Genomic DNA, 19869 nt, shown 5'->3' with positions numbered 1-19869 from the left:
ATATGGACCTCTTCTTTAGCACCGACAAGTTCCAGCTCGAGGGCCAGAGCTACACCGGCTTTCCGATCCTCATCACAAAAGATGGCAAGGTCGCATCGGAGGCTCTGGACTTCTGTATCAGCCATCTGATCAAGAGTGGACGAGTTGAGTCCAAGAAGTCATGGGTGACCTACGGGAAGGCCCTGTATCAATTCTTCGGCTGGTGCGAAGCCAATGCGATTGACTGGCGCGATGTCGGCAATGATCGGGAAGCCACCATTCTGGCCGAGTTCCGAGACTGGAACCTGAGTGCAGAAGGAGGAAGTCTGGCTGCCCGGACGGTGAACGCCCGACTGCGATTACTCTGTGCGTTTTACCGGCATGCGTGTAACAGGGGGTGGGTCCAAAGCGTCCCCTACGACATCGAAACGATCACGGTCAGCCAGCCCAAAGGATTTCTTGCCCACCTCGATGCCAGTGGGGGAAAGCGGGTTTCGGCAGACGTCATGCTCAAAACGCCGAGGACCGTGATTCGGGTACTGAGCAAGCAGCAATCCTTGGACCTGCTTAACGCCATCAGCAACCCGACACACAAGCTGATTGTTCGATTGGCGCTGACGACGGGTCTGCGCCGGGAAGAGCTGGCGACGTTCCCGCTGAAGTACGTAATCGATCCCGCCACTTATTCCAAGCATCGCTCTTTCATTCGGGTCAATCTCGATCCTAAAGACATGGCGATCAAGCGGAAACAGGCGCGCGGGATCGACGTGCCTCGCACGGTCATGGAGGACCTTTGGCAGTACGTGATTCACGAGCGTCATCGCCTAGAGATCATCTCGGGGCAGCCTCAGCGCACGCTGTTTCTGACGGTGGACGGGGTGGCGTATGCCAATGATGGCGCAGCGCTGCTCGGCGTAGTGAAAAAGGCTGGGGAGGCCGCTGGAATCCCCTACGTGAATGTCCATGTGCTGCGCCACACCTACGCCACCCACACGCTGCACGCGATGATGCAGGCCAAAGCTCAGACGGATGCTCTGCTGTACGTCCGGGACCGTTTGGGTCATGCCTCCGTGACTAGCACCGAGAAGTACCTGATGAGTCAGGCCCTGTAGAGTGTGGTCGCGATTCGACAGCAGGAGTCTCGAGTGTCACGGCATGCGTTGATGGCGTTGCTGCTTTGTCTGGCCTGCCTTGGGCCGGCGAAGGCATCGGAGGTGGATGCCGGCATCGCGGCGATGCAGGCCGGCGATTACGAGCAGGCCCGGGCACTGCTGGCCACGCCGGCTGAGGCGGGGGATGCGCGGGCGCAGCACTTCCTGGCGATGAATTACCACTACGGCTGGGGCGGGCAGGCGGACAAGGCCAAGGCGCTGGGGCTTTTCAAGGCATCGGCCGAGGCTGGCAGCGCGCGATCACAGGCCATGCTGGGCGCCATCTACGCCGCCGGTGATGGCGTGGCGCCGAGCGGCGAGAAGGCCGTGCGGTGGTATGAGGCGGCGGCCGCGGCCGGCATGCCTTCAGCCGCTCATAATCTTGGGGCGATCTACAACGAGGGTCGTCTCGTTGAGAAAGACGCAACCAGGGCGGCGATATGGACCGAGAAAGCCGCGGAGGCTGGTCTTGCTCGGTCGCAATTCAACCTGGGGCTGGCCTACGCGCGTGGGATCGGGGTCGAAAAAGATGACGCCGCCGCCGGCCAGTGGCTGCTGAAAGCCGCCCAGCAAGGGTTGCCGGCGGCGCAGGCGGAGCTTGGGTGGATGTATGCGTTAGGGCGTGGCCTCGATCAAAGTACGAGCGAGGCGGTTTACTGGCATGCGGCCGCAGCACGGCAGGGGTATGAGCAGGCCATCGAGGACATCCGGACGTTTCTGGAGAACCTGGGTGAATACCGGGTCGATCGTAGCGTGATTGACATCTACCCCGGACCAGACCAGTCCAAGGCAAGTATCGGACAATTCCACCAGGGGGATCGCGTGTATCTGCTGCATGCCGCCAAGGGGTGGGCGGAGGTGTACCACTCGGCTTCTCACCTGACCGGGTTCATCGATAAAGCGGCATTGAAGCGACTGGAATAACGGGGTTGCAGTTCGGCCGGACTCCCTAGAATGGAGCCATAGGAGGTCGAATATGTCGTTCGCAAACATCCCTTCGTTGTCATCTCTGATCGAATCGCTGGCCCACGGCAAGGCCAAGCCAAAGGTGCTTGGGGTTCACGGGCCGGCGGAATCCGGCAAGGACACGCTCGCGGATTTTCTCAAGCCGATGGGCTTTGCCAAGATCGCCTTCGCCGACCCGCTGAAACTGCATATCAAGCAGACCAAGCGGGTAGCCGCTGAATATCTCTGGGCGCGTGATCTCAAGGATGTCGTAATCCCGGGCTGGGGCTGCACCGCGCGTGACCTGTGTCAGCAGGAAGGGGATCGGCTGCGTGAGAGATACGGAGACGACATCATCGTGCGTCGTGCCGTCATGGACATGCAGGCACGATTGTCCGAGGGCTGGGCTGGGGTGGTATTCAGCGACGTTCGCTACGAATGGGAGGCGGATGTGGTGAGGCAGCTCGGGGGCTTTATCGTGCACATAGACAAGGATGACGCGGCCCGCAACGTGGCCATCAACTGGAACCACAGTTCAGAAGCGGGAGTGGCATTTGCCGAGGGGGATCAGCGAATCGTCAACAACGCGTCACTCGACGCCTACCGAAGGCGTGTGATTGCTGCCTGCACGCCGCTACTTGAGCAGGTCGCCTAGCCGATCAGCCGGGCAAACAACAGCATGTTGGCGGCGATAAAGCCGGAAAAAAGCAAGGCGGCGCCCATCAGCAGGCCCGCCATACAGGCGAGATCACGAACGCGGGGGCGAACAAGGTCTGACATGGATATGGCCATGGATGGGCTATCGGCACCATGATCGGCGCCTTGACCGCGGGAAGGGGCAGGTAAAAGGGGTGATGACCAGGCCCCTTTTCAGGGGCCCGGTCTGTACAGATCAGAATTGGACACAGATCTCCTCGAGCCCAAGGCTTCTTGCGAAGCTCAGGGCCTCCAGCAAGCGATCGACGCCATGGGCGTAACCGATATCGAGCTGGTCAGAGGTCTGGGCAATGACCTCGCTGTGCGACGGGTGGGTGCTGAGCACCGCAAACCCGCCGTCCAGATACTCGGGCAGCGTCTGTCGAAGCTGCTCCCAGAATTGGTTGGAGGCGAGTACCGCGTCATCCCCGAAAAACTGCTGCCTCTCCATGTAGGCGGCGTCGGGCATGTAATGCTTGCAAGTCCGGAAGGCCAGGGCCGTGTCGGACATGAGGGCAGTTTGTAGCTGTGCAGCCATTTTCATTCTCCGGAAAGAGCAATCAGGCAGCGGCCGTGATTGCGTTTTGGATCTCGACCACGGTGTGCACGCCAAGACCGCCGTAATAGCGGCTGACGTGTGACACGCGGTCATGGGCGTCGATAACGAAGGCGCCACCGGTACGAGGGCCCCATTGGGCTACCTCGTCGAGGGTGAGATAGAGCGCCTGCGCGACAGACGTGTTTTGGTAGCCGGCGAACTCGCGAGAGCTAGCCGGATCGGTCTTCCAGACGAGCGTCCGGGAGTCCGGTTTGAGCTGGAGATGACACCCCAGCTCGTCCAGCCGAAGGCTGTTGATGGGCACGGTCTCGAAAGAGGGTGCCGTTTTGGCGGGCTGTCGAAGACGTTTGCCTTCGAAGCACTCATCCACCAGACGATGAATGTTGTGGCAATGCAGCGCCGGCAGGTATTGCCGGAGATGCTCACCCAACATCATCCGTGCTTCGGGGCCGGCCAGCGTGTCGCTGTTGACGATGAAGCTGGCCAGTGTCCGTTGCACCTGGACATACCAGGACTGGCGGATGCGGTTGACCCGGGCGATGAGAGCCCGGTGGAAGGGTAGGTAGTGGAAGGGTCGGAGCTTGACGCTCCCGGATTCCGAGTAGGTCTCGAACATGGGGGCCTCCCGTTAGGGTGGGAACCCATGACGCAAACGTGCCCGCAGTGGGGCGCGAAGCCCCATGGGCGGTTGGGTGATGCTGTTACCAGCATCTGATGCCGGATTTACCGGCGGTAGATGACTCCGATTATCGAGATCAGGCCAGGGGGAGTGGCCTGCGAATGCGGCCGTTTTAGGAAGGGTTGCGGTTTACCGGGTCCGCGAGAGGATAGGTCTGAGGGCGGTAGCGAACGATAAATGTCGTGGGCTGCTGGACTATTCTTTCAGGAGGCAATGGCCCATGAGGTGTCGATACGCAGCGGTATTTTTGGGGATGGCGATTGGCATGGCTGCCCCGCCAGCCATGAGCCAGTCAATCGAATTGCTGCGCCTTGCGCCTAGCCTGATCGGGGAAATCTTCGGCGGCGGTACCTCGATAAATCACTGCGGTTGCCGCTATGACGAAGATGCGGTGACCCAAAGCCGAGAGGCGGCGGATGATTCGGGTGACGCCAGGAATGACGATAAGACGGACGGCCACCACTGATGGTCGCCATGGCCGACGCACCGCCTAATACCAACAGCGTCGCGATCCCGGTGCTGCGCTTTGATTGGCCGGAAGCCGCGGCAGACGGGCGGGTATTCCCAGGCAACGGGGTTTGCGTGCTTTGCGAGGGCCGATCTATTCGCCTGCTGGTGGTTTCGGATGCCAGTTCGCCGGGGATGGTCGAGGGGGTTCTGGTGGAGCCCCAGGCGGCCACGGAGGATGGCAAGCAGGTAACGCGAGGTGCGCGTGTACAGGTCCCCAGTAGCGCGATCGTGGAGATCGTTCGTCAGGTCAATCTGGCCACGGATCGCAAGCTCATACAGGACGGGGTCAGCCGGCTGGTATTCGAATGGGATATCCAGCCTGACGGGTCAGTCGCGCTTCGCGACTACGCCCAGCAGCGAGTGGACCGAGGCAAGATGGGCTTCGGAGACTGGATGGCCGCACAGATACGACTGATCGAGGCGGTGACAGTGCTGCAGCAATACAATCCTGACCTGATGGGTGGCGTCGAAGAAGGGTGGGTTGGCCGAGCCAAGTCGGGGCGCTTATAGACTGGACTGTTCGCGGATCCGCGCGATTCGCGCGGGCGTGGGTGGGTGTGATGACCACACATCGATGCTGTGCTCCAATCCAAAACTCAGGGAACTAAGTGCCTCGACGCCGGCGGCGGCACCGGTGTAGCGCGTAGCCATGGCATCGGCTCTCCATTCGGCGCGACGTGAGAGCGGGCCATCAAGGACAAGATAAAGCCGGCGAGCGATTGTCGCCAGCCAGCCACTTGCCTCCATCGGAAACGTCAGTGGCAGGAGAACAAAGGCCGTGCCGGGCCGCCACCACCCAGAACGCGCCATGTCCTGCTTCATCGATGCAAGAAAGATCGAAGGACTGTATAGCGATCGAATGACCGTCAGCCAGAAACTCCGGATGGCGGCATCTCGATAGCACAGATGGGCCAGCTCGTGCGCAATGACCCAGCGTAGAGCGTCCGTTGACAAGGTGGCCGCCAACCCGCCGGTGATCACCACGCAGTCGCGGCCGGTTGACTGCAGCGCAAACGCATTGGGGACCGGGCTGGCCATGAGATAGAAACGCGGGATGCGGATGCCCATGGATCGGGCGAGCGCATGACCCATCTGTGTTGCGCCATGCTTGTCCGGGAGTTCGACAAGATCATGAACGCCGGCGATATGCCTGGCGACCCGGCGATTGGAGACGAACAGGTAGCGCAGCAGGATGAGGACGTAGGCGGCGGCCATCGCCAGGCAGGACCACCACAGCAGATCTTCGACTGACACAACTGGCAGGTAATGATTCAGCGGAGGGGTGTTGTGCAGGTAGATCAGCCCGGCGTGAAACGTCAGCGCGGGGACGATGAACAACAGGGCCAGGGCGCCGATGAGCAGCAGCTGTATCAAGAGCAGGGCCAGCATCGGTTCAGCATAGACAGATACCGGCGGGCGGCGGGAATTAAAGCGCCTGAAACGAGACGTTTTTCAGGACTTGCAGTTTATGGTGACCATGCGAGGATCATCTCAGAAGGTGGCGCCGGCCTCATGGTCTGGTTGCCCGCTTCGAGTCAGGCTGCCCTGGCGACGACAAGGACCTCAATGACCATGTGTGACACGACTTATCGCGGCAACCCGTTCCACTGGGGGTCTCAGAAACTCAAGAGTTTCTGGGAGGCCTCGCCGGTGGTCAGTGCCGGGCTGGTGGAAGACCGCGGTGCGTTGCGGATGATGATCCCGGAGCTGAACTGCGTAAGCTGCGGTGAGCGTGTGGACCCGGCGCTGATCAAGGGGCGCATTGCCAAGCTCGACGATCGTATGCAGGCCCGTCTGGCCGGCGGGTGTGCGTCGTGCAACGTGATTTTCCCGGTCTATCTGGAGGGATTCATCGAGGGCAAGCGGCACATCATGGGCGTGTACTCGATGGAATCCGGCTGGCGCCGGTTCGAGGTGCTCACCAGCTCGGAGATGGGCTGGCTGCGCCGCATGAAGGTTTGGTTTACGGCGCGACGTGGCCTCTAGGCCTGCGTTGTAACTCTTCGGGAAATCGGCCATGGCCTCGACTTCATTGCTGATTGCTCTGGCCCATGGCGGCGCCGTATTCCTCATTCTGGCGTTCCTGTCCCGGCTCGCGCCGAAACACCTGCGCTCGGCGATGTTCGGGGTGGCCGTGGTCATGGCTGGCCTGGTCGGCGCCAGCAACATCGCAAAGACCCAGTTGCTGGCCGATGCGGCGGCGATACCTGAACGCCAGGAAGGCGTCGAGGACGGCCGCCGGAGTTAAACCTCCTCCTCTCGGGAGGGGGCTTGCATTCCGTGACGTTGCTCTAGCGTGGAGTCAAAGACCGCGGCGTTTGTCGTGCGCGACCAACACAAAGGAGATAGCGTGACTACAATTTTTGCGAAAGCTGGCATTGATGAGATTCAGCGGTTGCGGCCCGGCTGGGACCGGGAGAGCTGTGTGCAATTCCTGGCGGAGGTTCACGAGGAGGCTCAGTCCAAGCTCGACGACATGCTTGGCGAGATGCTGATGGGGCTTCTCGCCGAGCACGAAATGGGCGGCGCGGCCTCGTTTGACCCGGACGACGACTGGCATTGCTACAGCGACGAGGGCCAGCAGGCACTGGCGCTGCTTTAATCAGGCCACCCCTGGAGTCTGGCTTCGGGCTCATAGGTCAGGGTTGTGTCGACCTTGGCCTCGAATGAGGCGTCAGGGGCTATCGTTTCACGCCAGACAATCAGGCCGTTTTCAAGCTTTTCGTTATAGGGCTCCGGTGGCCTGGGCTGATATTGGTTGGCGATGGTGACGGTGTCATCACGGGCGACCGGGACCTGATCAAGCAGGACCAGGCGGATCGAGCGGCCATGATGGTTCGTGATTCGGATCAGGTGGGTTCGAGATGCCTGCTGCTGGCGGCGCAGCATGCCGACGTCTTCGGTTGTGGCTGGGCCAGCCTCGTAGGTGACTTTGACAGTGTCATCAGCCCCAAAGGAAAGCGAAAGGCCGTCCACGTCCTGAGCCTGCTCGATCCGGGTTCGGCCGATGTAGCTCTGATCCCGATATAGCTCGACGGGGCCCGGCAACAGAGCCGAGGTTTCCGGCATGGCGGTTCGGGCGTGCACGAACGCCGCGGGGAGGCGGCGGGGTGCTGCCCGATGGGTAACCGTGGCATCGAGTTCCCAGGTCGCAAGGGACACCCCGACCGGGTCGTTATCGGAGCGCACGTCGGTAGGACCGGGCACCTCATAGGACAGACTGAAGCCGTCCAGTCTGGGGCTGGCCGTGGCGGTTTCAGGCTGGCTGCCTGCGAAGTCCGACGCGGCCAGGGCGCGGGTCTCGCGCAGGGCCTGTTGAGGGGTGATGCGTGGCGCAGCACTCACCAGCCAAGGAGAAAGGCTCGGGGGCCGAGTGCCAAGGTCGCTGCGCTGGGTGGCCACGCGCAGGGAAACGCCAGGCCAGTCTTCACCGGTGGATTGCGTGAGTTCGGCAATCAGCTCCAGGCGAAGCTGGTGGCTATGGCTATCAAGATGGGCCCGATAACGAGGCTGCCATCTGGCGCCATTGACGCGATAACGAAGAACAATTTCGGCTGAACGCTGCGCGTCAGAATCAAGTGTGATGTCCACGACCTGCACGCTGCGAGCGCGATTCTGATAGGACGAGAGCTCGGCCTGGATCTTGGCCTGATCCTCCTCGCGATCCTGCTTGTTCTGTTCGAGCTCGCGCCGGCGCACGTATACCTCTTCGATCTGGGACTGAAGCCGGTTGGCGGCATCGTCCCAGTTGCTGGGCGGCAACAGTGGCTGACCTTCCGCGGGTGCGGCGATCGCCGCGGCCATCTGGGTAATAAATGATTCCCGACGCTCGAGCGCCAAGGCGCGATCCTGCAGAGCCTGGATAGCCTGCTGAACCTGTTCGAGCCTGGTTCGTAGCGTCTTGGTGAGGGCATCACTGAACTCGGCTTGATGCAATCGTCGGGGTGTTATTGACCCCAGAGACAAGCCAGTTCCTGACAGTTCTATCTGGATAGAGTCCGGATCCATGGCGGCCGGAAAAGGCCCGAGACGGATGGGGTTGACGCCTTTCACCACTGACAGCTCGAGACTACGGGTGATCTGTGCCGAGTCTGGAAGGGCGAGGACCTGGGTGATTGTTCCCTGGGAGGCTGTCGCGGCGCCGAGGGTGAACGTGGCGGTCAGGGCGAGTACGAGGCGAGTGATCATGCGTGCGTCTCGGGAGCGAGGATTCTGATCATGATGGCGCGTTATGGCTGTCGGGCGGCGAGCTTGAAAGCGGGTTTTTTTTGAGGTTTTAAGGCGCTTGCTTATATCCACTTTCGGGCTATGTTGAATCTGCAGCGAGTCCTCCCCCTTCTCGTTGTGACGACCGAGCCGGCCTCAGGGGTGTTGTTCTCCCTGATTGGCCTCTGAGGCCGGCATCTTCGGTATCGATGTTGAATGGACTGTCTCCTCTCCTCGCCCGGCTTCACCGCCGGGCTTTTTTTTGGACGGGACTGTTTAAGGCGGCAGAAGAAGGCCGCTTTATGGCCGCGCTCCCGACAGCATCAGGGAAACAATGGGTTTCATTTCGCAATTTCTGCGACACCACGAGGTTTTTCGCCATGCTGGACCTGACCATTGACCGCGGCGATGCAAAGAAAGCGGCGCTGTCTCGCGACGAAGAGCGAGAACGGGACCGCTTCAGCGCGTGGTATCGGCAAACCCACCCCGACTGGCGACTGCACGACATGGCATCCATGGCGATGTTCGGATGCCGCGCGCTGGTTTTTGCCGCCCTGATGGTCCCCGCCATGGTGCTGGCTGGCCTGATCTTTCTGGAGTCCGGACTGGGGACCGCGTCGATCCAGAGCCAATTTGAGCTTCTGATGCACCAAGGCCAGGCAGAGCTGCAGGGCATCTGGTCGAGCAGCGCCGTGGTGAGCCTGGCGGCCTACCTGCTGTGTTTCGCCGGTGGCTGGAAGGCGCCCTCACAGCAGGCAGTGGACAACTACATGCAGGTCTGGCGGCAAGCCCGGCGGCAACGGGAGCGCGGCGATGCGCGTTAAGGCACGAATTCAGTGGCTGCGCTCCAGCTGGGTGCTGGGTGCCCGCTGGGATCGGAAGGTTCTGATGGTCGGCAGTGCGCCGGCGACGTTGTGCACGGAAGTTTGGGTCTACCTCGTCCCCTGCCTGCCGCTGCACGTTGAAGTGATTCATCGCGTGCCCAGAGGGCTGCGCTTGTAGGAGATACGCCGGGCAGGGATAGCCAGGTGTTTGCCAGGGAGTTGGAGGCGGGCGAAGCCGTTGCGGTTCTTTCGTTCGATGTTATCTCCATAGGGCATAGCAAGCGAAGGCTTGCTTAGGAACTGCGTCGTGTCCGGATATGCCCGGCCTCAGGCGTGACATCAACTGAACGGAGATCAGCAATGAAGAATCGTTTTCTGATCATTCTGCTGTCGACTCTGGCGCTGGGCCTGTATGGCTGCGGCGGCAGTAGTGGCGGCGGGGATGATGGGGGAGGCTTCCCCACGGCCGACCAGGACGCCGACGGCATTGCCGACGGTGACGACAACTGCCCGAACGTGAGTAACGACGGCCAGGGCGACCTGGACAGCGACGGTACGGGCGATGCCTGTGACGACGATGTCGATGGGGACATGGTCGACAATGACACCGACAACTGTCCGGCGGTCCCCAATGGCGGTCAAGGTGATGCCGACGGCGATGGCATCGGTGACGCCTGCGATACCGATACCGACGGCGACGGCGTGAATAACGCCGGCGACAACTGCCCGAGCGTGGCAAACCCGACCCAGAGCGATGTGGATACCGACGGGATCGGCGACGCCTGTGACGACGATTTCACGGGCGACGTTGATAGCGACGGCGATGGGCTGGCCAACGACAATGACAACTGCCCCGCGGTGAGCAATCCGGACCAAACGGACAGCGATGGCGATGGCATTGGTGATGCCTGCGACACCGTGGTGACCCCGGTGGATACTGATGGCGATGGTGTGGCCGATGAGGGCGACAACTGTCCGATGGTGTTCAACCCGGAACAGGCGGATGCGGATGGGGACGGCATTGGCAACGCCTGTGACGGCGACTTCGTGCCGGTCGACCCGAACGACAGCGACGGCGACGGCGTTCTTGATGCGGCCGACAATTGCCCGGACACGGCCAACGGCAACCAGAACGACGCCGACCTTGATGGTATCGGTGATGCCTGTGACCCAACGCCCAACGGGGTGGATGACGACGGCGATGGGGTTGCCAACGATCTCGATAATTGCCCGACGGTGAGCAACCCGGGGCAGGCAGATCTCGATGGCGACGGCGCCGGTGATGTCTGCGACATGGATGCCGACGGTGACCTGGTCAACAACGGCGACGACAACTGCCCGTTTGTCGACAACCCCGATCAGATGGACCTGGACAACGACGGGCGCGGTGACGCCTGTGACGACGACGTCGACGGCGATGGCGCCGGCAACGACGTGGACAACTGCCCGGTCGATGACAACCCAGGTCAGGACGACGCGGATGGCGACGGTATCGGCGACGCCTGTGACCCGACGCCGGGTCTGGATGGTGACGGCGATGGTGTGGCTGATGCCGACGACAACTGTCCGGCGGTCGCCAACCCGGATCAGGCCGATGACGACATGGATGGCGTGGGCAATGCCTGTGACAATGACGTGGTGCCCACGGATACCGATGGCGACGGAACGCCAGACGCCACGGACAACTGCCCTGCAGTGGCCAATCCGGATCAGGCCGATGACGACTTGGATGGCATTGGCAACGCCTGCGATGACCCGCCTCCGATGGACATGGACGGAGACGGTGTCGCGGACGGTGATGACAACTGCCCGGCCATTGCCAATGCCGATCAGGCCGACACCGATGGTGACGGTACTGGTGATGCGTGTGACGCCACGCCGGGTCTGGATGGGGATGGCGACGGGATTGCCGACGGCGAGGACAACTGCCCCGCCACGTTCAACCCGGACCAGAATGATCTGGATGGCGACGGCATCGGCGATGCCTGTGACCCCACGCCGGGTATGGACACCGATGGTGATGGCGTCATCGACGGCGATGACAACTGTCCGGCGGTATCCAACCCCGATCAGGTCGATACCAACATGGACGGATTCGGCGACGCCTGTCAGCCGGTTGGTGACGGCGATGGGGATGGTGTGGCCGACGATATCGACAACTGCCCGGCAATCGCCAACGCCGATCAGGCCGACTTCGATGAGGACGGCATGGGTGATGCCTGCGACGCGGATGCGGACGGTGACGGGGTCGATGTTGGGCTGGATAACTGCCCGGCAACCCCGAATGCCGATCAGGCGGACGCTGACCTCGACGGCATCGGCGATGTCTGTGACCCCGATGCGGACAACGACGGCGTTGACAACGACATCGACAACTGCCCGCTTGATCCGAACCCGGCTCAAGAGGACGCCGACAACGACGGCGTGGGTGACGCCTGCGATGCCAACTCGGATGCCGACGGCGACGGCGTGGACGACGGGGTAGACAACTGCCCGCTGATCCCCAACGCCGCGCAGGAAGACCAGGATGGTGACGCCATCGGTGATGCCTGCGACGAGGACCGCGACGGCGACGGTATCGACGACCTGCTGGACAACTGCCCGGTCACCCCGAACCCGGGTCAGCTGGATAGCAATGAAGACGGTATCGGCGACAAGTGTGACCCCGCGCTGGTAGGCGCTTGCGGTCCCGATCGGTTCCTGCCGGTGTTCGGATCCATGGTTGACGTTGATAGTGGTAGCCAGGGTGGCTGTCTGCTGTGCAGCGTGCAGAACCCGGGCAACGTCATCGACGAGGACTTCGCCAATTCGTCGCGCCTGAATACCGCGGTGGCGGTATCCGGTGGCGTGTTCCTGACCGTGAATGCCGGCAGTCGTGAGTTTGCCGCCGGCGATGAGGTCGGGGTGGTGATTGCCGATCCGGGCAACCTGCTCTCGGTAGGCCTGGGCAAGGTGGTGAACCTGACCACGCTGCTCGACGGGGATGTGGTCGATTCGACCGCCATCGGCGGCGCGCCGCTGAGCCTGGATCTGTTGAGCACCGCGCCGCCTCAGGGTGTCCTGGTGGGCTTCGAGACCAGCGGCGCCTTCAACCAGGTGCGCGTGGAGCTGGCCGCCGACGGGCTGTCCGCGCTCGACAATCTGGACGTGTTCAACGTCTGCGTGGCTGACAGCGAGTAAGCCACAACCGGCAATGCCCCGGCTGCTTTCAGGCAGCCGGGGCTTTCTCAACTGGAGATAGTGATGCTGAAAATGAGTTGGATGGGATGGGTTGCCGGCGCGGCGCTGTGTTGTGGCACCGCGCAGGCTCAGAACCCGCTAGAAGACCTGGGAGGTCTGCTTGATGGCCTGGACGGTCTGGCGCCGCTTACCGAGGGACTTGAAGGCCTGATCCCCGAGGAAGGCGGGCCGTTGGGTCCGAGTGAACTCGAGGGGTTGCTGGGCGCGCTGGGCGAGGGGCTTGACCCCGGGATGCTCGAGGACCTGCTGCCTACCGATGGCAGCCCGCTAGAAGGCGGAGAGCTGGAAGGACTTGTGGCCGCGCTGACGGAAAGCCTGAACCCCGAGGCACTGGAAAGCCTTCTGGGCGAACTGGATGCCGGGCAGTTGGAAGACCTGCTGGGCATGCTCGAAGACCTGGCGCCAGACGATGGCAACCCGCTGGACGGCGGCGAGCTCGAGGGGCTGCTTGCCCAGATTCAGGAAAGTCTGGCGCCGGATGATCTGACCATGCTGCTGGAAGGGCTGATCGGAGAGCTGGATGCCTCTGCGCTGGAAGATGCGCTGGAGAACCTGCCCGGGGCTGATGACCTGGAAGGGCTCGAAGACCTGCTGCCTACCGATGGGAACCCGCTGGAAGGCGGAGAGCTGGAAGGACTGCTGGCCGCGCTGACAGAAAGCCTGAACCCCGACGCACTGGAAGGCCTTCTGGGCGAGCTGGACGCCGGGCAGCTCGAAGAACTGCTCGGAATGCTCGAAGATCTGGCGCCAGACGATGGAAACCCGCTGGAAGGCGGTGAGCTGGAGGGGCTTCTGGCAATGCTAGAAAGTCTGCTGCCGGATCAGGGTGGAATCGACGATCTTCAGGATCTTATCCCGATGCCGGAAAACCCGCTGGAGAACGATGAGCTGCAGATGCTTCTGACGGACTTGACCAATCTTCTGTCGGACCTGAACAGCAGTGACATGCTCGCCGATGGATTGTCGGATGCCGGGGCACCGGTGGACGATAGCGAAACCGTGGCATTTCCTGAGCCCATCGGGGATCAAATCGTTATCGATACCCTGGCTGGCGGCTTGATCAATCAGGTGCTTGTCGGGGTTCAGTAACCACCCAGAGCAAGCGGCATCGACAGACCCGGTCGGTAATCCGGCCGGGTTTTTTTGTCTATATCGGACAGTGACGTTGCGTTTTCGGGTAGCTGGGGTAAGTTCGGGCATATCCGTACCAGGAGGATCAATGATATGGATTTTGCAAGCATGACCTTGGAGCACGTTGTCCTCATCGGGGCCTGCCTTATGGGTGTCTTGGCGCTGATGCCTATCGCATTCGGGGTGCAAGACTGGCTGTGGGGGCGGAAAGTTCGGCCCATGCGGGCTGCCATTGCGTCAACGCTGAACGGAGTCGCCGCAATCATGATGATTGGACTTGCCTGAGGGTGGCGGCGGTACGCCGGGGACAAAACCCGACCTGATTCGGGGACCCCGGGTGAGCGCATGGTGCCGGTGAGAAGCGTGTCCGGCTGGCCAGGCGGGGCGCGTGCTCGATTCACGGCGGCGACCTAACGATCGTACCGATCGCGGTAGTGATCGTGTCGTTCCATTTGTTCGGCAAGCTCGATGAGATGATCGCGATAGGATCGCATCGTGTCGATCCATTCTGGGACGAGCACGGTGCTATGGCTGAGAAGGTCGGATATCACGTCTTCCGTTATTCGAGAGAGGGCAAAGGCAAGCGCGATGTGTGCGTCGCTGCTCCGGCGATCTGGGCAGGACCGATTGATGGACTCGGATAGGGCTTGATGGATTTCGTCAGACAGATTGCAGGTCATGATGTATCGCTCCGTGCAGATTGAATTGATGAAGCGGCCTGCAGCCGCCACCACCCCTACTGTCACGGTCGCGGACAACGGATTCCGGCGAGGCCGGGCATGAGCGCCACGCGCCTGACGGGCGCCGATCAATTCTGGTTCTGGGTCACCTGGATTCTTCTGGCCCTTCTCGGCCTGGCAGGGTTTTTCCCGATTGCGCTACGTGAGTGGTCGCCCGAGGTGGGCCAGTGGTCCCCTGGGGCCTACCAGTGGCTGCAGTGGACGATGTCCGGCGTGGGCTGGGTTCTGGTCCTGGGGTTTTCGCTGGGGGCGATGTGCGCGGTTGCGTCCATGTTCCGCGTGGCCTGGCGGGGGAAAGGCGCACCGTTGGTGGGTCGGCGGGTGTGGTGGATGTGGTACGTGGCCGTGATGGGCACTGGGGGTTACGCGGCGGGCGCGGCGAACCTGATCGATGTGGACACGCAGCTCAAGCTGGTTCGGGCGAACGTCATCAGCGTCGAGGATGGACAGGTGCGTATCGATGGCGCCATGCCCAAGGATCTGGATGAGCGTCTGCTGAGGCTGCTGTCCAGGAGTGATCGGGTGGATACGCTGAGGCTGGGGGGCAATGAAGGCGGCATAGCCAACAGCCTGGATACCTCCTACGCCGTGCTCATTGGCGCCGGCGTTGAGCAGGTCATCGTCGATGGGGGATGTGCATCGAGCTGTGCGTTCCTGGCGGGATTTTTCGACCGGGTTGTGCTCGAGGGAGAAGGCCGGCTTGGCTACCACGATCTGACCAATACCGTGGGCGTGGATGGCGAAAAGCGCGAGACCGTACGCGCGATGATCCTGGGCATGATGTCTGAGGGCCGAGGAGTGCCGCGATCCCTATTGGATGAGCGGTTGCTTCAGGGGGTGGACATGCACTGGCCGAAGAAATCCTGGCTACTCGATCAAGGCCTCATCGATGGCTGCGTGGATTCGGGCAAGACCGTCGTCTGCGAGTAGCACACCGGACCAAAGCCCCACTGTGGCCCGCCGGTTGCATATCTGCATACCTCCTTAGTCTGGAAGGAAGCGGACTGTTCCGCGACCCAGCAACAAGGAGGGCAGCATGAAATTCACGCAAGCAGTCAGGATTCTTCTGGGCGAAATCCAGGGCGAGGCCATCGAGGTCAGCGACCTCGCGCAAGCCAAGGCCCGGGTCCGTTCCGTGCTCGATGAAGCCAATACTGACATCATGGATGAAATCGCCAACGGGGCCGAAGTAGCCGGAGCGAGTGATCCGGCCGGCGGCTTCTGCGAGGCCTATTACGAGGCGGCCATCGAGACCGCCCGCGAGCGTTATCAGAGCGATGGCGAAATCGAAGTGGACGAGGGGGCGAGTATATCCAAGGGCGATGACCCCGGCACTTACGTCCAGGCCTGGGTGTGGGTCTACGACAAGGATATCGGCGTCCAACCCTACCCCGGGGAGGTTGACCTGTCCTTTTCCCTGATCGATGAAGCCGAAGAGCCGACCCTGACTGCAAGCGGGGCCAACCTGCCGGGGGAAGCCGATCTGTTCGTTATCACGCCGGATGCGATCTATCACGAGCGCGAACATGCCGGTGCTGAATTGGCAGAACGCAGCAACGAGGGTTTTCGCGTCAGCCTGGGGGATGAGGCGGAAACCCTGTTGATTGACTGGCCTGATGTGGATGCGGATACGTACTCGAAGTACGTCGGTCGATTCGCTCGGGAGAATGGCGAGGCCATTGAGGTCTGCCTGTGCGGTAATGACGATTGCGGTAATGACGATGCCGTCATCAAGGTGGTCACGTTTGACGGCCTGGTTGATATCAAGAACGAGGGGGTGTGCAACGCGGCAGGCGAGGTCGTCATCGGGGCGACCTGGGGCGTCGATGGTGGTTTCCGGCACAAGGATGTCGACGCCTCCAAGCTCATGGTGCGCCTGGCCGGAGAATCCCAATGAACCGCCGGCAGCGCGTGGAGATTCGACACTTTCACCTGTTCTGCGGAATTGGCGGTGGCGCCAGAGGGTTCAATGCCGGTCAGGCGCGGGTGGGGTCGCTGGAGGCGAATTTCCGCTGCCTTGGGGGCATCGACAACGACCCGGCTGCGGTGGATGACTTTCGCAAGCTGACGGGCGTGAAGGGGGCGGTGATGGACCTGTTCAGCCGGGCGCAATACGAAGCCTGGCACGAGGCCCCGCCGCCGGAGGACTGGGTGGAGGTAACCCCGGCCGATGTCCGAGCCGTGGCCGGCGACGAGCGTCCGCATATCGTTTTCACGAGCTCGCCCTGCAAGGGGCTGTCCGGGCTGCTGCCCGAAAAGCGCAGTGGATCCCCACGTTATCAGGCCCTCAACGAACTGACGCTGCGGGGCGTGTGGCTGACCCTGGAGGCCTGGCAGGACGATCCGCCTGAGTTTGTGCTGTTCGAGAATGTGCCGCGTATCCAGAATCGGGGGTCCGCATTGCTTGAGAAAATCGAGGCCCTGCTGGAGAGCTACGGCTATGCCGTGGCGCGCACCACCCATGACTGCGGCGAAATCGGCGGACTGGCGCAGTCGAGAAAGCGTTTCCTGCTGGTCGCGCGTCACCGAGAGAAAGTGCCGCCCTTCCTGTATGAGCCGCCCAAGCGCCGGCTGCGCGGCGTGGGCGAGGTGCTCAGCGCGCTACCGATGCCGGGGGATGAGGCCGCCGGCCCGATGCATAGCCTGCGACGACTGCAGTGGAAGACATGGGTGCGCCTGGCGCTGGTCGAGGCCGGCGGTGATTGGCGCTCGCTTGAACGTCTGAAGGTCGAGAATGGACAGCTTGCCGATCTGTGCCTGATGCCGGAGCAAGGGTATTACGCCGGCGCCTACGGGGTGGTCGGCTGGGAAGATAACGCCGGGACGGTAACCGGCAATGGTCGCCCGGCAAGCGGGCGTTTCTCGGTGGCCGATCCGCGAACCGGCTTCTCCGGGGACTACGGGCAGTACGGCGTGAAGGGGTGGCACGAGACGAGCGGCACGGTAACCGGCAAGGCCGGGCCGGGCAGCGGGCGCTACTCGGTGGCCGATCCTCGCGTGCCCGGCGTGGGCTACGGAGCTTACGGCGTGTGCCGGTGGGACCAGGCAGCGCCAACGATCACCAGCCAACGCTCGCCCGGACAAGGACGCTTCAGCGTGTCGGACCCGCGCATTGGTGACAAGGGCGCACGCTTCAACAACGTCTACCGTGTGGTGCGGTGGGAGGACGCCTCGCCGGCGGTGACCGCCGGTGGCGGGCCGACCTCCGGGGGGATTTCGGTGGCCGATCCGCGTATGGCATGGGGCGCGACGCGACAGAATTACCAGACCGGCGGCCACTACGGCGTGGTGAATTGGCAAGACAGCTCGGGGTCGGTTACGGCCAGTGCCAAGCACGACCGAGGGTATTTCTCGGTGGCCGATCCGCGCGTGATCGGTGTCTCCCAGCCGGTAGAACAGCCGGCGCCAGAGGACCGGGGCGTGTTCGTGATCCTGTCCGAGGACAATACCTGGCACCGGCCGTTCACGACGATGGAGTTGGCCGCCCTGCAGGGCCTGGTGGACCCGGACTCGCTGATTACGTTTACCGGCCAGGCTGATGGTGCCTGGCGAGAGCGCATCGGTAATGCCGTGCCCTCACAGGCCGCAGCGGCGATTGCTTCGGTGATGGGCCAGACGCTACTGCTGGCATGGACAGGGCAGAGCCAGTTGCTGTCGAGTACGCCGGTATGGGTCCAGCCGTTTCTGGCGTCATTGTCGGTCGATCCGATGCACATAGGGGACGGGATATGACGGCGTCACGACAGGAGCTGGCCCGACCCGACATCGAACGCTGCGTGGTTGAGGCCTACGCCGAGGCCGGCGGAGCACTGAGCAACCAGCAGCTCTATGAGCGAACTGCCGAAAAGCTTGGGGTCCAGCTCGACCTGTTCGTCGAGGCGGAGCCAGTAGGCGAGAAAGGCACCAAGGCGAGCAAGCCAACTCGCCATGCCCGATGGGCGCAGCAGACGCTCAAGGTCAACGGCCTGCTCGAACGGGTGGAACGCGGGGTCTGGCAGCTCACGACGGAAGGCAAGGCCAAGCTGCGCCGGCCAGTAAAGGGCATGGCGTTGCTGGCGTTCTCGACCCGGCTTGGGATCGGTGTCTGGGGAGATTGCACCGACGTGGTGGGTGGGCTCGAGACCGACATCACCCTGGTGTTGACCTCGCCGCCATATCCGCTGGCCAAGACAAGGGCCTACGGGAACGTGAGAGAGGGTGAATACGTAGACTGGCTATGTGCAACGCTGGAAGGCGTGATCGCCAAGCTTGCGCCCGGGGGTAGCCTGATGCTTGTACTGGGAAACGACATCTTTCAGCCGGGCTCGCCGGCCCGCAGCCTGTACAAGGAGCGACTGACTCTGGCACTGAATGATCGATTCGGGTTGTCGAAAATGGACAGCCTGATCTGGTTCAACAACAGCAAGCCGCCGGGGCCGGTCCAGTGGGCAAGTTTGAACCGGAGTCAGCTCAACACAGCCTACGAATCCGTACTTTGGTTTACAAACGACCCCAGCCAGGTGCGTTCGGATAACCGTAGAGTGCTGCAGCCGCATCGTGAACGGCAGACAAGGCTGATGGCCGCCGGCGGCGAGCAACGCAATGAGCGTCACTCCGATGGCGCCTATTCGCTGCGGCCGGGCCGGTCGTACGCGCGGCAGACGGCCGGTCGGATTCCGAAGAATGTCCTGCCGTTTGGCCACCAATGCGCCGACCAGAAAGCGTACAAGATTGCGGCCAAGGCGCTCGGTCTTCCTGTTCATGGTGCGCCGATGCCGGTGTCTCTCTGTCGATTCCTGATCGAGTTCATGACCGAGCGGGGCGATCTGGTGATGGACCCGATGGCGGGCTCGATGTCGGTGGCCAAGGCTGCCGAGCTGGCAGGTCGGCGATGGCTTGCCTGCGAGCAATACGGCGAGTACGTGCTGGGTGGAAGCACTCGCTTTGAAGGGCAGCCGGGATTCTGGCGAAACGACGCCCTGACCGGCTTGGCCGCCTAAGTCGCCAGCGGTTGCGGTTTCGGTCATCCGGGTGACTCTGTCTGTGGCCCCGGCATGGGGCCTCAATCAGGACAGGAGAGGGCGTCGATCAGGGCCGCCTTCGGGCGGCCTTTTTCGTGGCAAGCGGCGTTGCGAATTCCACGGTTCGGGGGATCATTGATGGGTGCGCATTTGGCGCATCTATCAAGCTAGGAGACGGAACAATATGAGCGATCGAGTCAAGGAGATGA

21 protein-coding genes are annotated in these 19869 nt (G+C 62.3%); 15 read left to right on the top strand and 6 right to left on the bottom strand.

The genetic code is table 11. The features are described from left to right. The first annotated feature begins 2 nt into the window (after nt 1–2). Genes RM531_RS08430 through RM531_RS08420 form a run of 3 tightly spaced genes read left to right on the top strand, consistent with a single transcriptional unit; the run spans nt 3 to nt 2730 of the window. Complete coding sequence (locus tag RM531_RS08430; protein ID WP_311658623.1) at nt 3–1091, top strand: tyrosine-type recombinase/integrase; 1089 nt, start codon at nt 3–5, stop codon at nt 1089–1091. A gap of 51 nt (nt 1092–1142) precedes the next feature. Further along, nucleotides 1143–2054, top strand: coding sequence for a tetratricopeptide repeat protein (locus RM531_RS08425; RefSeq protein ID WP_311658622.1), 912 nt, complete (start codon nt 1143–1145; stop codon nt 2052–2054). Nucleotides 2055–2106: 52 nt separating this feature from the next. Continuing rightward, nucleotides 2107–2730 (top strand): deoxynucleotide monophosphate kinase family protein, encoded by a 624-nt coding sequence (locus RM531_RS08420; RefSeq protein ID WP_311658621.1) that lies wholly within the window; start codon nt 2107–2109, stop codon nt 2728–2730. On the opposite strand, the gene RM531_RS08415 is transcribed toward RM531_RS08420, so the two are convergent. From RM531_RS08415 to RM531_RS08405, 3 genes are all read right to left on the bottom strand, one after another. Beyond that, nucleotides 2727–2867, bottom strand: coding sequence for a hypothetical protein (locus tag RM531_RS08415; RefSeq protein WP_311658620.1), 141 nt, complete (start codon nt 2865–2867; stop codon nt 2727–2729). The genes RM531_RS08420 and RM531_RS08415 overlap by 4 nt on opposite strands. A 100-nt stretch (nt 2868–2967) precedes the next feature. Beyond that, nucleotides 2968–3309 carry a hypothetical protein gene (locus RM531_RS08410; protein WP_311658619.1) on the bottom strand — a complete coding sequence of 114 codons (342 nt, stop codon included), beginning with the start codon at nt 3307–3309 and terminating at the stop codon, nt 2968–2970. A gap of 22 nt (nt 3310–3331) precedes the next feature. After that, nucleotides 3332–3946 carry a hypothetical protein gene (locus RM531_RS08405; protein ID WP_311658618.1) on the bottom strand — a complete coding sequence of 205 codons (615 nt, stop codon included), beginning with the start codon at nt 3944–3946 and terminating at the stop codon, nt 3332–3334. Between the two features lie 346 nt (nt 3947–4292). On the opposite strand from RM531_RS08405, the gene RM531_RS08400 reads away from it, so the two are divergent. Both RM531_RS08400 and RM531_RS08395 read left to right on the top strand, forming a co-directional pair. Next, nucleotides 4293–4475, top strand: coding sequence for a hypothetical protein (locus tag RM531_RS08400; RefSeq protein WP_311658617.1), 183 nt, complete (start codon nt 4293–4295; stop codon nt 4473–4475). Nucleotides 4476–4483: 8 nt separating this feature from the next. Further along, nucleotides 4484–5029, top strand: a complete 546-nt coding sequence (locus tag RM531_RS08395) for a hypothetical protein (RefSeq protein ID WP_311658616.1) — start codon at nt 4484–4486, stop codon at nt 5027–5029. Here the strand turns inward: RM531_RS08395 and RM531_RS08390 are convergent. Then, nucleotides 5024–5908, bottom strand: a complete 885-nt coding sequence (locus RM531_RS08390) for a M48 family metallopeptidase (RefSeq protein WP_311658615.1) — start codon at nt 5906–5908, stop codon at nt 5024–5026. The genes RM531_RS08395 and RM531_RS08390 overlap by 6 nt on opposite strands. A 183-nt stretch (nt 5909–6091) precedes the next feature. Between RM531_RS08390 and RM531_RS08385 the strand changes: the two genes are divergently transcribed. The 3 genes from RM531_RS08385 (at nt 6092) to RM531_RS08375 (ending at nt 7121) form a co-directional block, all read left to right on the top strand. Continuing rightward, nucleotides 6092–6505, top strand: coding sequence for a hypothetical protein (locus RM531_RS08385; protein WP_311658614.1), 414 nt, complete (start codon nt 6092–6094; stop codon nt 6503–6505). A gap of 31 nt (nt 6506–6536) precedes the next feature. Continuing rightward, entirely contained in the window at nt 6537–6767 is a 231-nt protein-coding gene (locus RM531_RS08380) for a hypothetical protein (protein ID WP_311658613.1), read from the top strand. A 177-nt stretch (nt 6768–6944) separates the two neighbouring features. Further along, a complete protein-coding gene (locus tag RM531_RS08375) occupies nt 6945–7121 on the top strand; it encodes a hypothetical protein (protein WP_311658612.1) in 177 nt (58 codons plus the stop codon). Here RM531_RS08375 and RM531_RS08370 read toward each other — a convergent pair. Further along, nucleotides 7118–8707 (bottom strand): DUF4139 domain-containing protein, encoded by a 1590-nt coding sequence (locus RM531_RS08370; protein ID WP_311658611.1) that lies wholly within the window; start codon nt 8705–8707, stop codon nt 7118–7120. The two genes, RM531_RS08375 and RM531_RS08370, sit on opposite strands and share 4 nt — an antisense overlap. 398 nt (nt 8708–9105) lie before the next feature. Here RM531_RS08370 and RM531_RS08365 point away from each other — a divergent pair, with 398 nt between their 5' ends. The 3 genes from RM531_RS08365 (at nt 9106) to RM531_RS08355 (ending at nt 13878) form a co-directional block, all read left to right on the top strand. Then, a complete protein-coding gene (locus RM531_RS08365; RefSeq protein WP_311658610.1) occupies nt 9106–9549 on the top strand; it encodes a hypothetical protein in 444 nt (147 codons plus the stop codon). Nucleotides 9550–9909: 360 nt separating this feature from the next. Beyond that, nucleotides 9910–12729 carry a thrombospondin type 3 repeat-containing protein gene (locus RM531_RS08360; protein WP_311658609.1) on the top strand — a complete coding sequence of 940 codons (2820 nt, stop codon included), beginning with the start codon at nt 9910–9912 and terminating at the stop codon, nt 12727–12729. Between the two features lie 63 nt (nt 12730–12792). Further along, entirely contained in the window at nt 12793–13878 is a 1086-nt protein-coding gene (locus RM531_RS08355; RefSeq protein WP_311658608.1) for a hypothetical protein, read from the top strand. A 452-nt stretch (nt 13879–14330) separates the two neighbouring features. Here the strand turns inward: RM531_RS08355 and RM531_RS08350 are convergent, their stop codons facing one another. Then, on the bottom strand, nt 14331–14600 hold the full coding sequence (locus tag RM531_RS08350; RefSeq protein ID WP_311658607.1) for a hypothetical protein: 270 nt from the start codon (nt 14598–14600) through the stop codon (nt 14331–14333). A 99-nt stretch (nt 14601–14699) separates the two neighbouring features. Here RM531_RS08350 and RM531_RS08345 point away from each other — a divergent pair, with 99 nt between their 5' ends. The 4 genes from RM531_RS08345 (at nt 14700) to RM531_RS08330 (ending at nt 19639) form a co-directional block, all read left to right on the top strand. Further along, nucleotides 14700–15590: a hypothetical protein gene (locus RM531_RS08345; protein ID WP_311658606.1), complete on the top strand. Its 891-nt coding sequence runs from the start codon at nt 14700–14702 to the stop codon at nt 15588–15590. A 106-nt stretch (nt 15591–15696) separates the two neighbouring features. Beyond that, on the top strand, nt 15697–16557 hold the full coding sequence (locus RM531_RS08340; protein ID WP_311658605.1) for a hypothetical protein: 861 nt from the start codon (nt 15697–15699) through the stop codon (nt 16555–16557). Continuing rightward, on the top strand, nt 16554–18392 hold the full coding sequence (locus RM531_RS08335) for a DNA cytosine methyltransferase (protein WP_311658604.1): 1839 nt from the start codon (nt 16554–16556) through the stop codon (nt 18390–18392). Before RM531_RS08340 ends, RM531_RS08335 begins: the two co-directional genes overlap by 4 nt. Before the next feature lie 44 nt (nt 18393–18436). After that, entirely contained in the window at nt 18437–19639 is a 1203-nt protein-coding gene (locus RM531_RS08330; RefSeq protein WP_311658603.1) for a DNA methyltransferase, read from the top strand. The last annotated feature ends 230 nt before the right edge of the window (nt 19640–19869 follow it).

Origin of the sequence: Spectribacter acetivorans (genome assembly GCF_031846305.1) — a bacterium.
GTDB classification, from domain to species: Bacteria; Pseudomonadota; Gammaproteobacteria; order Nevskiales; family Salinisphaeraceae; genus Spectribacter; species Spectribacter acetivorans.
This window is presented reverse-complemented; position numbering and strand designations above follow the sequence as displayed.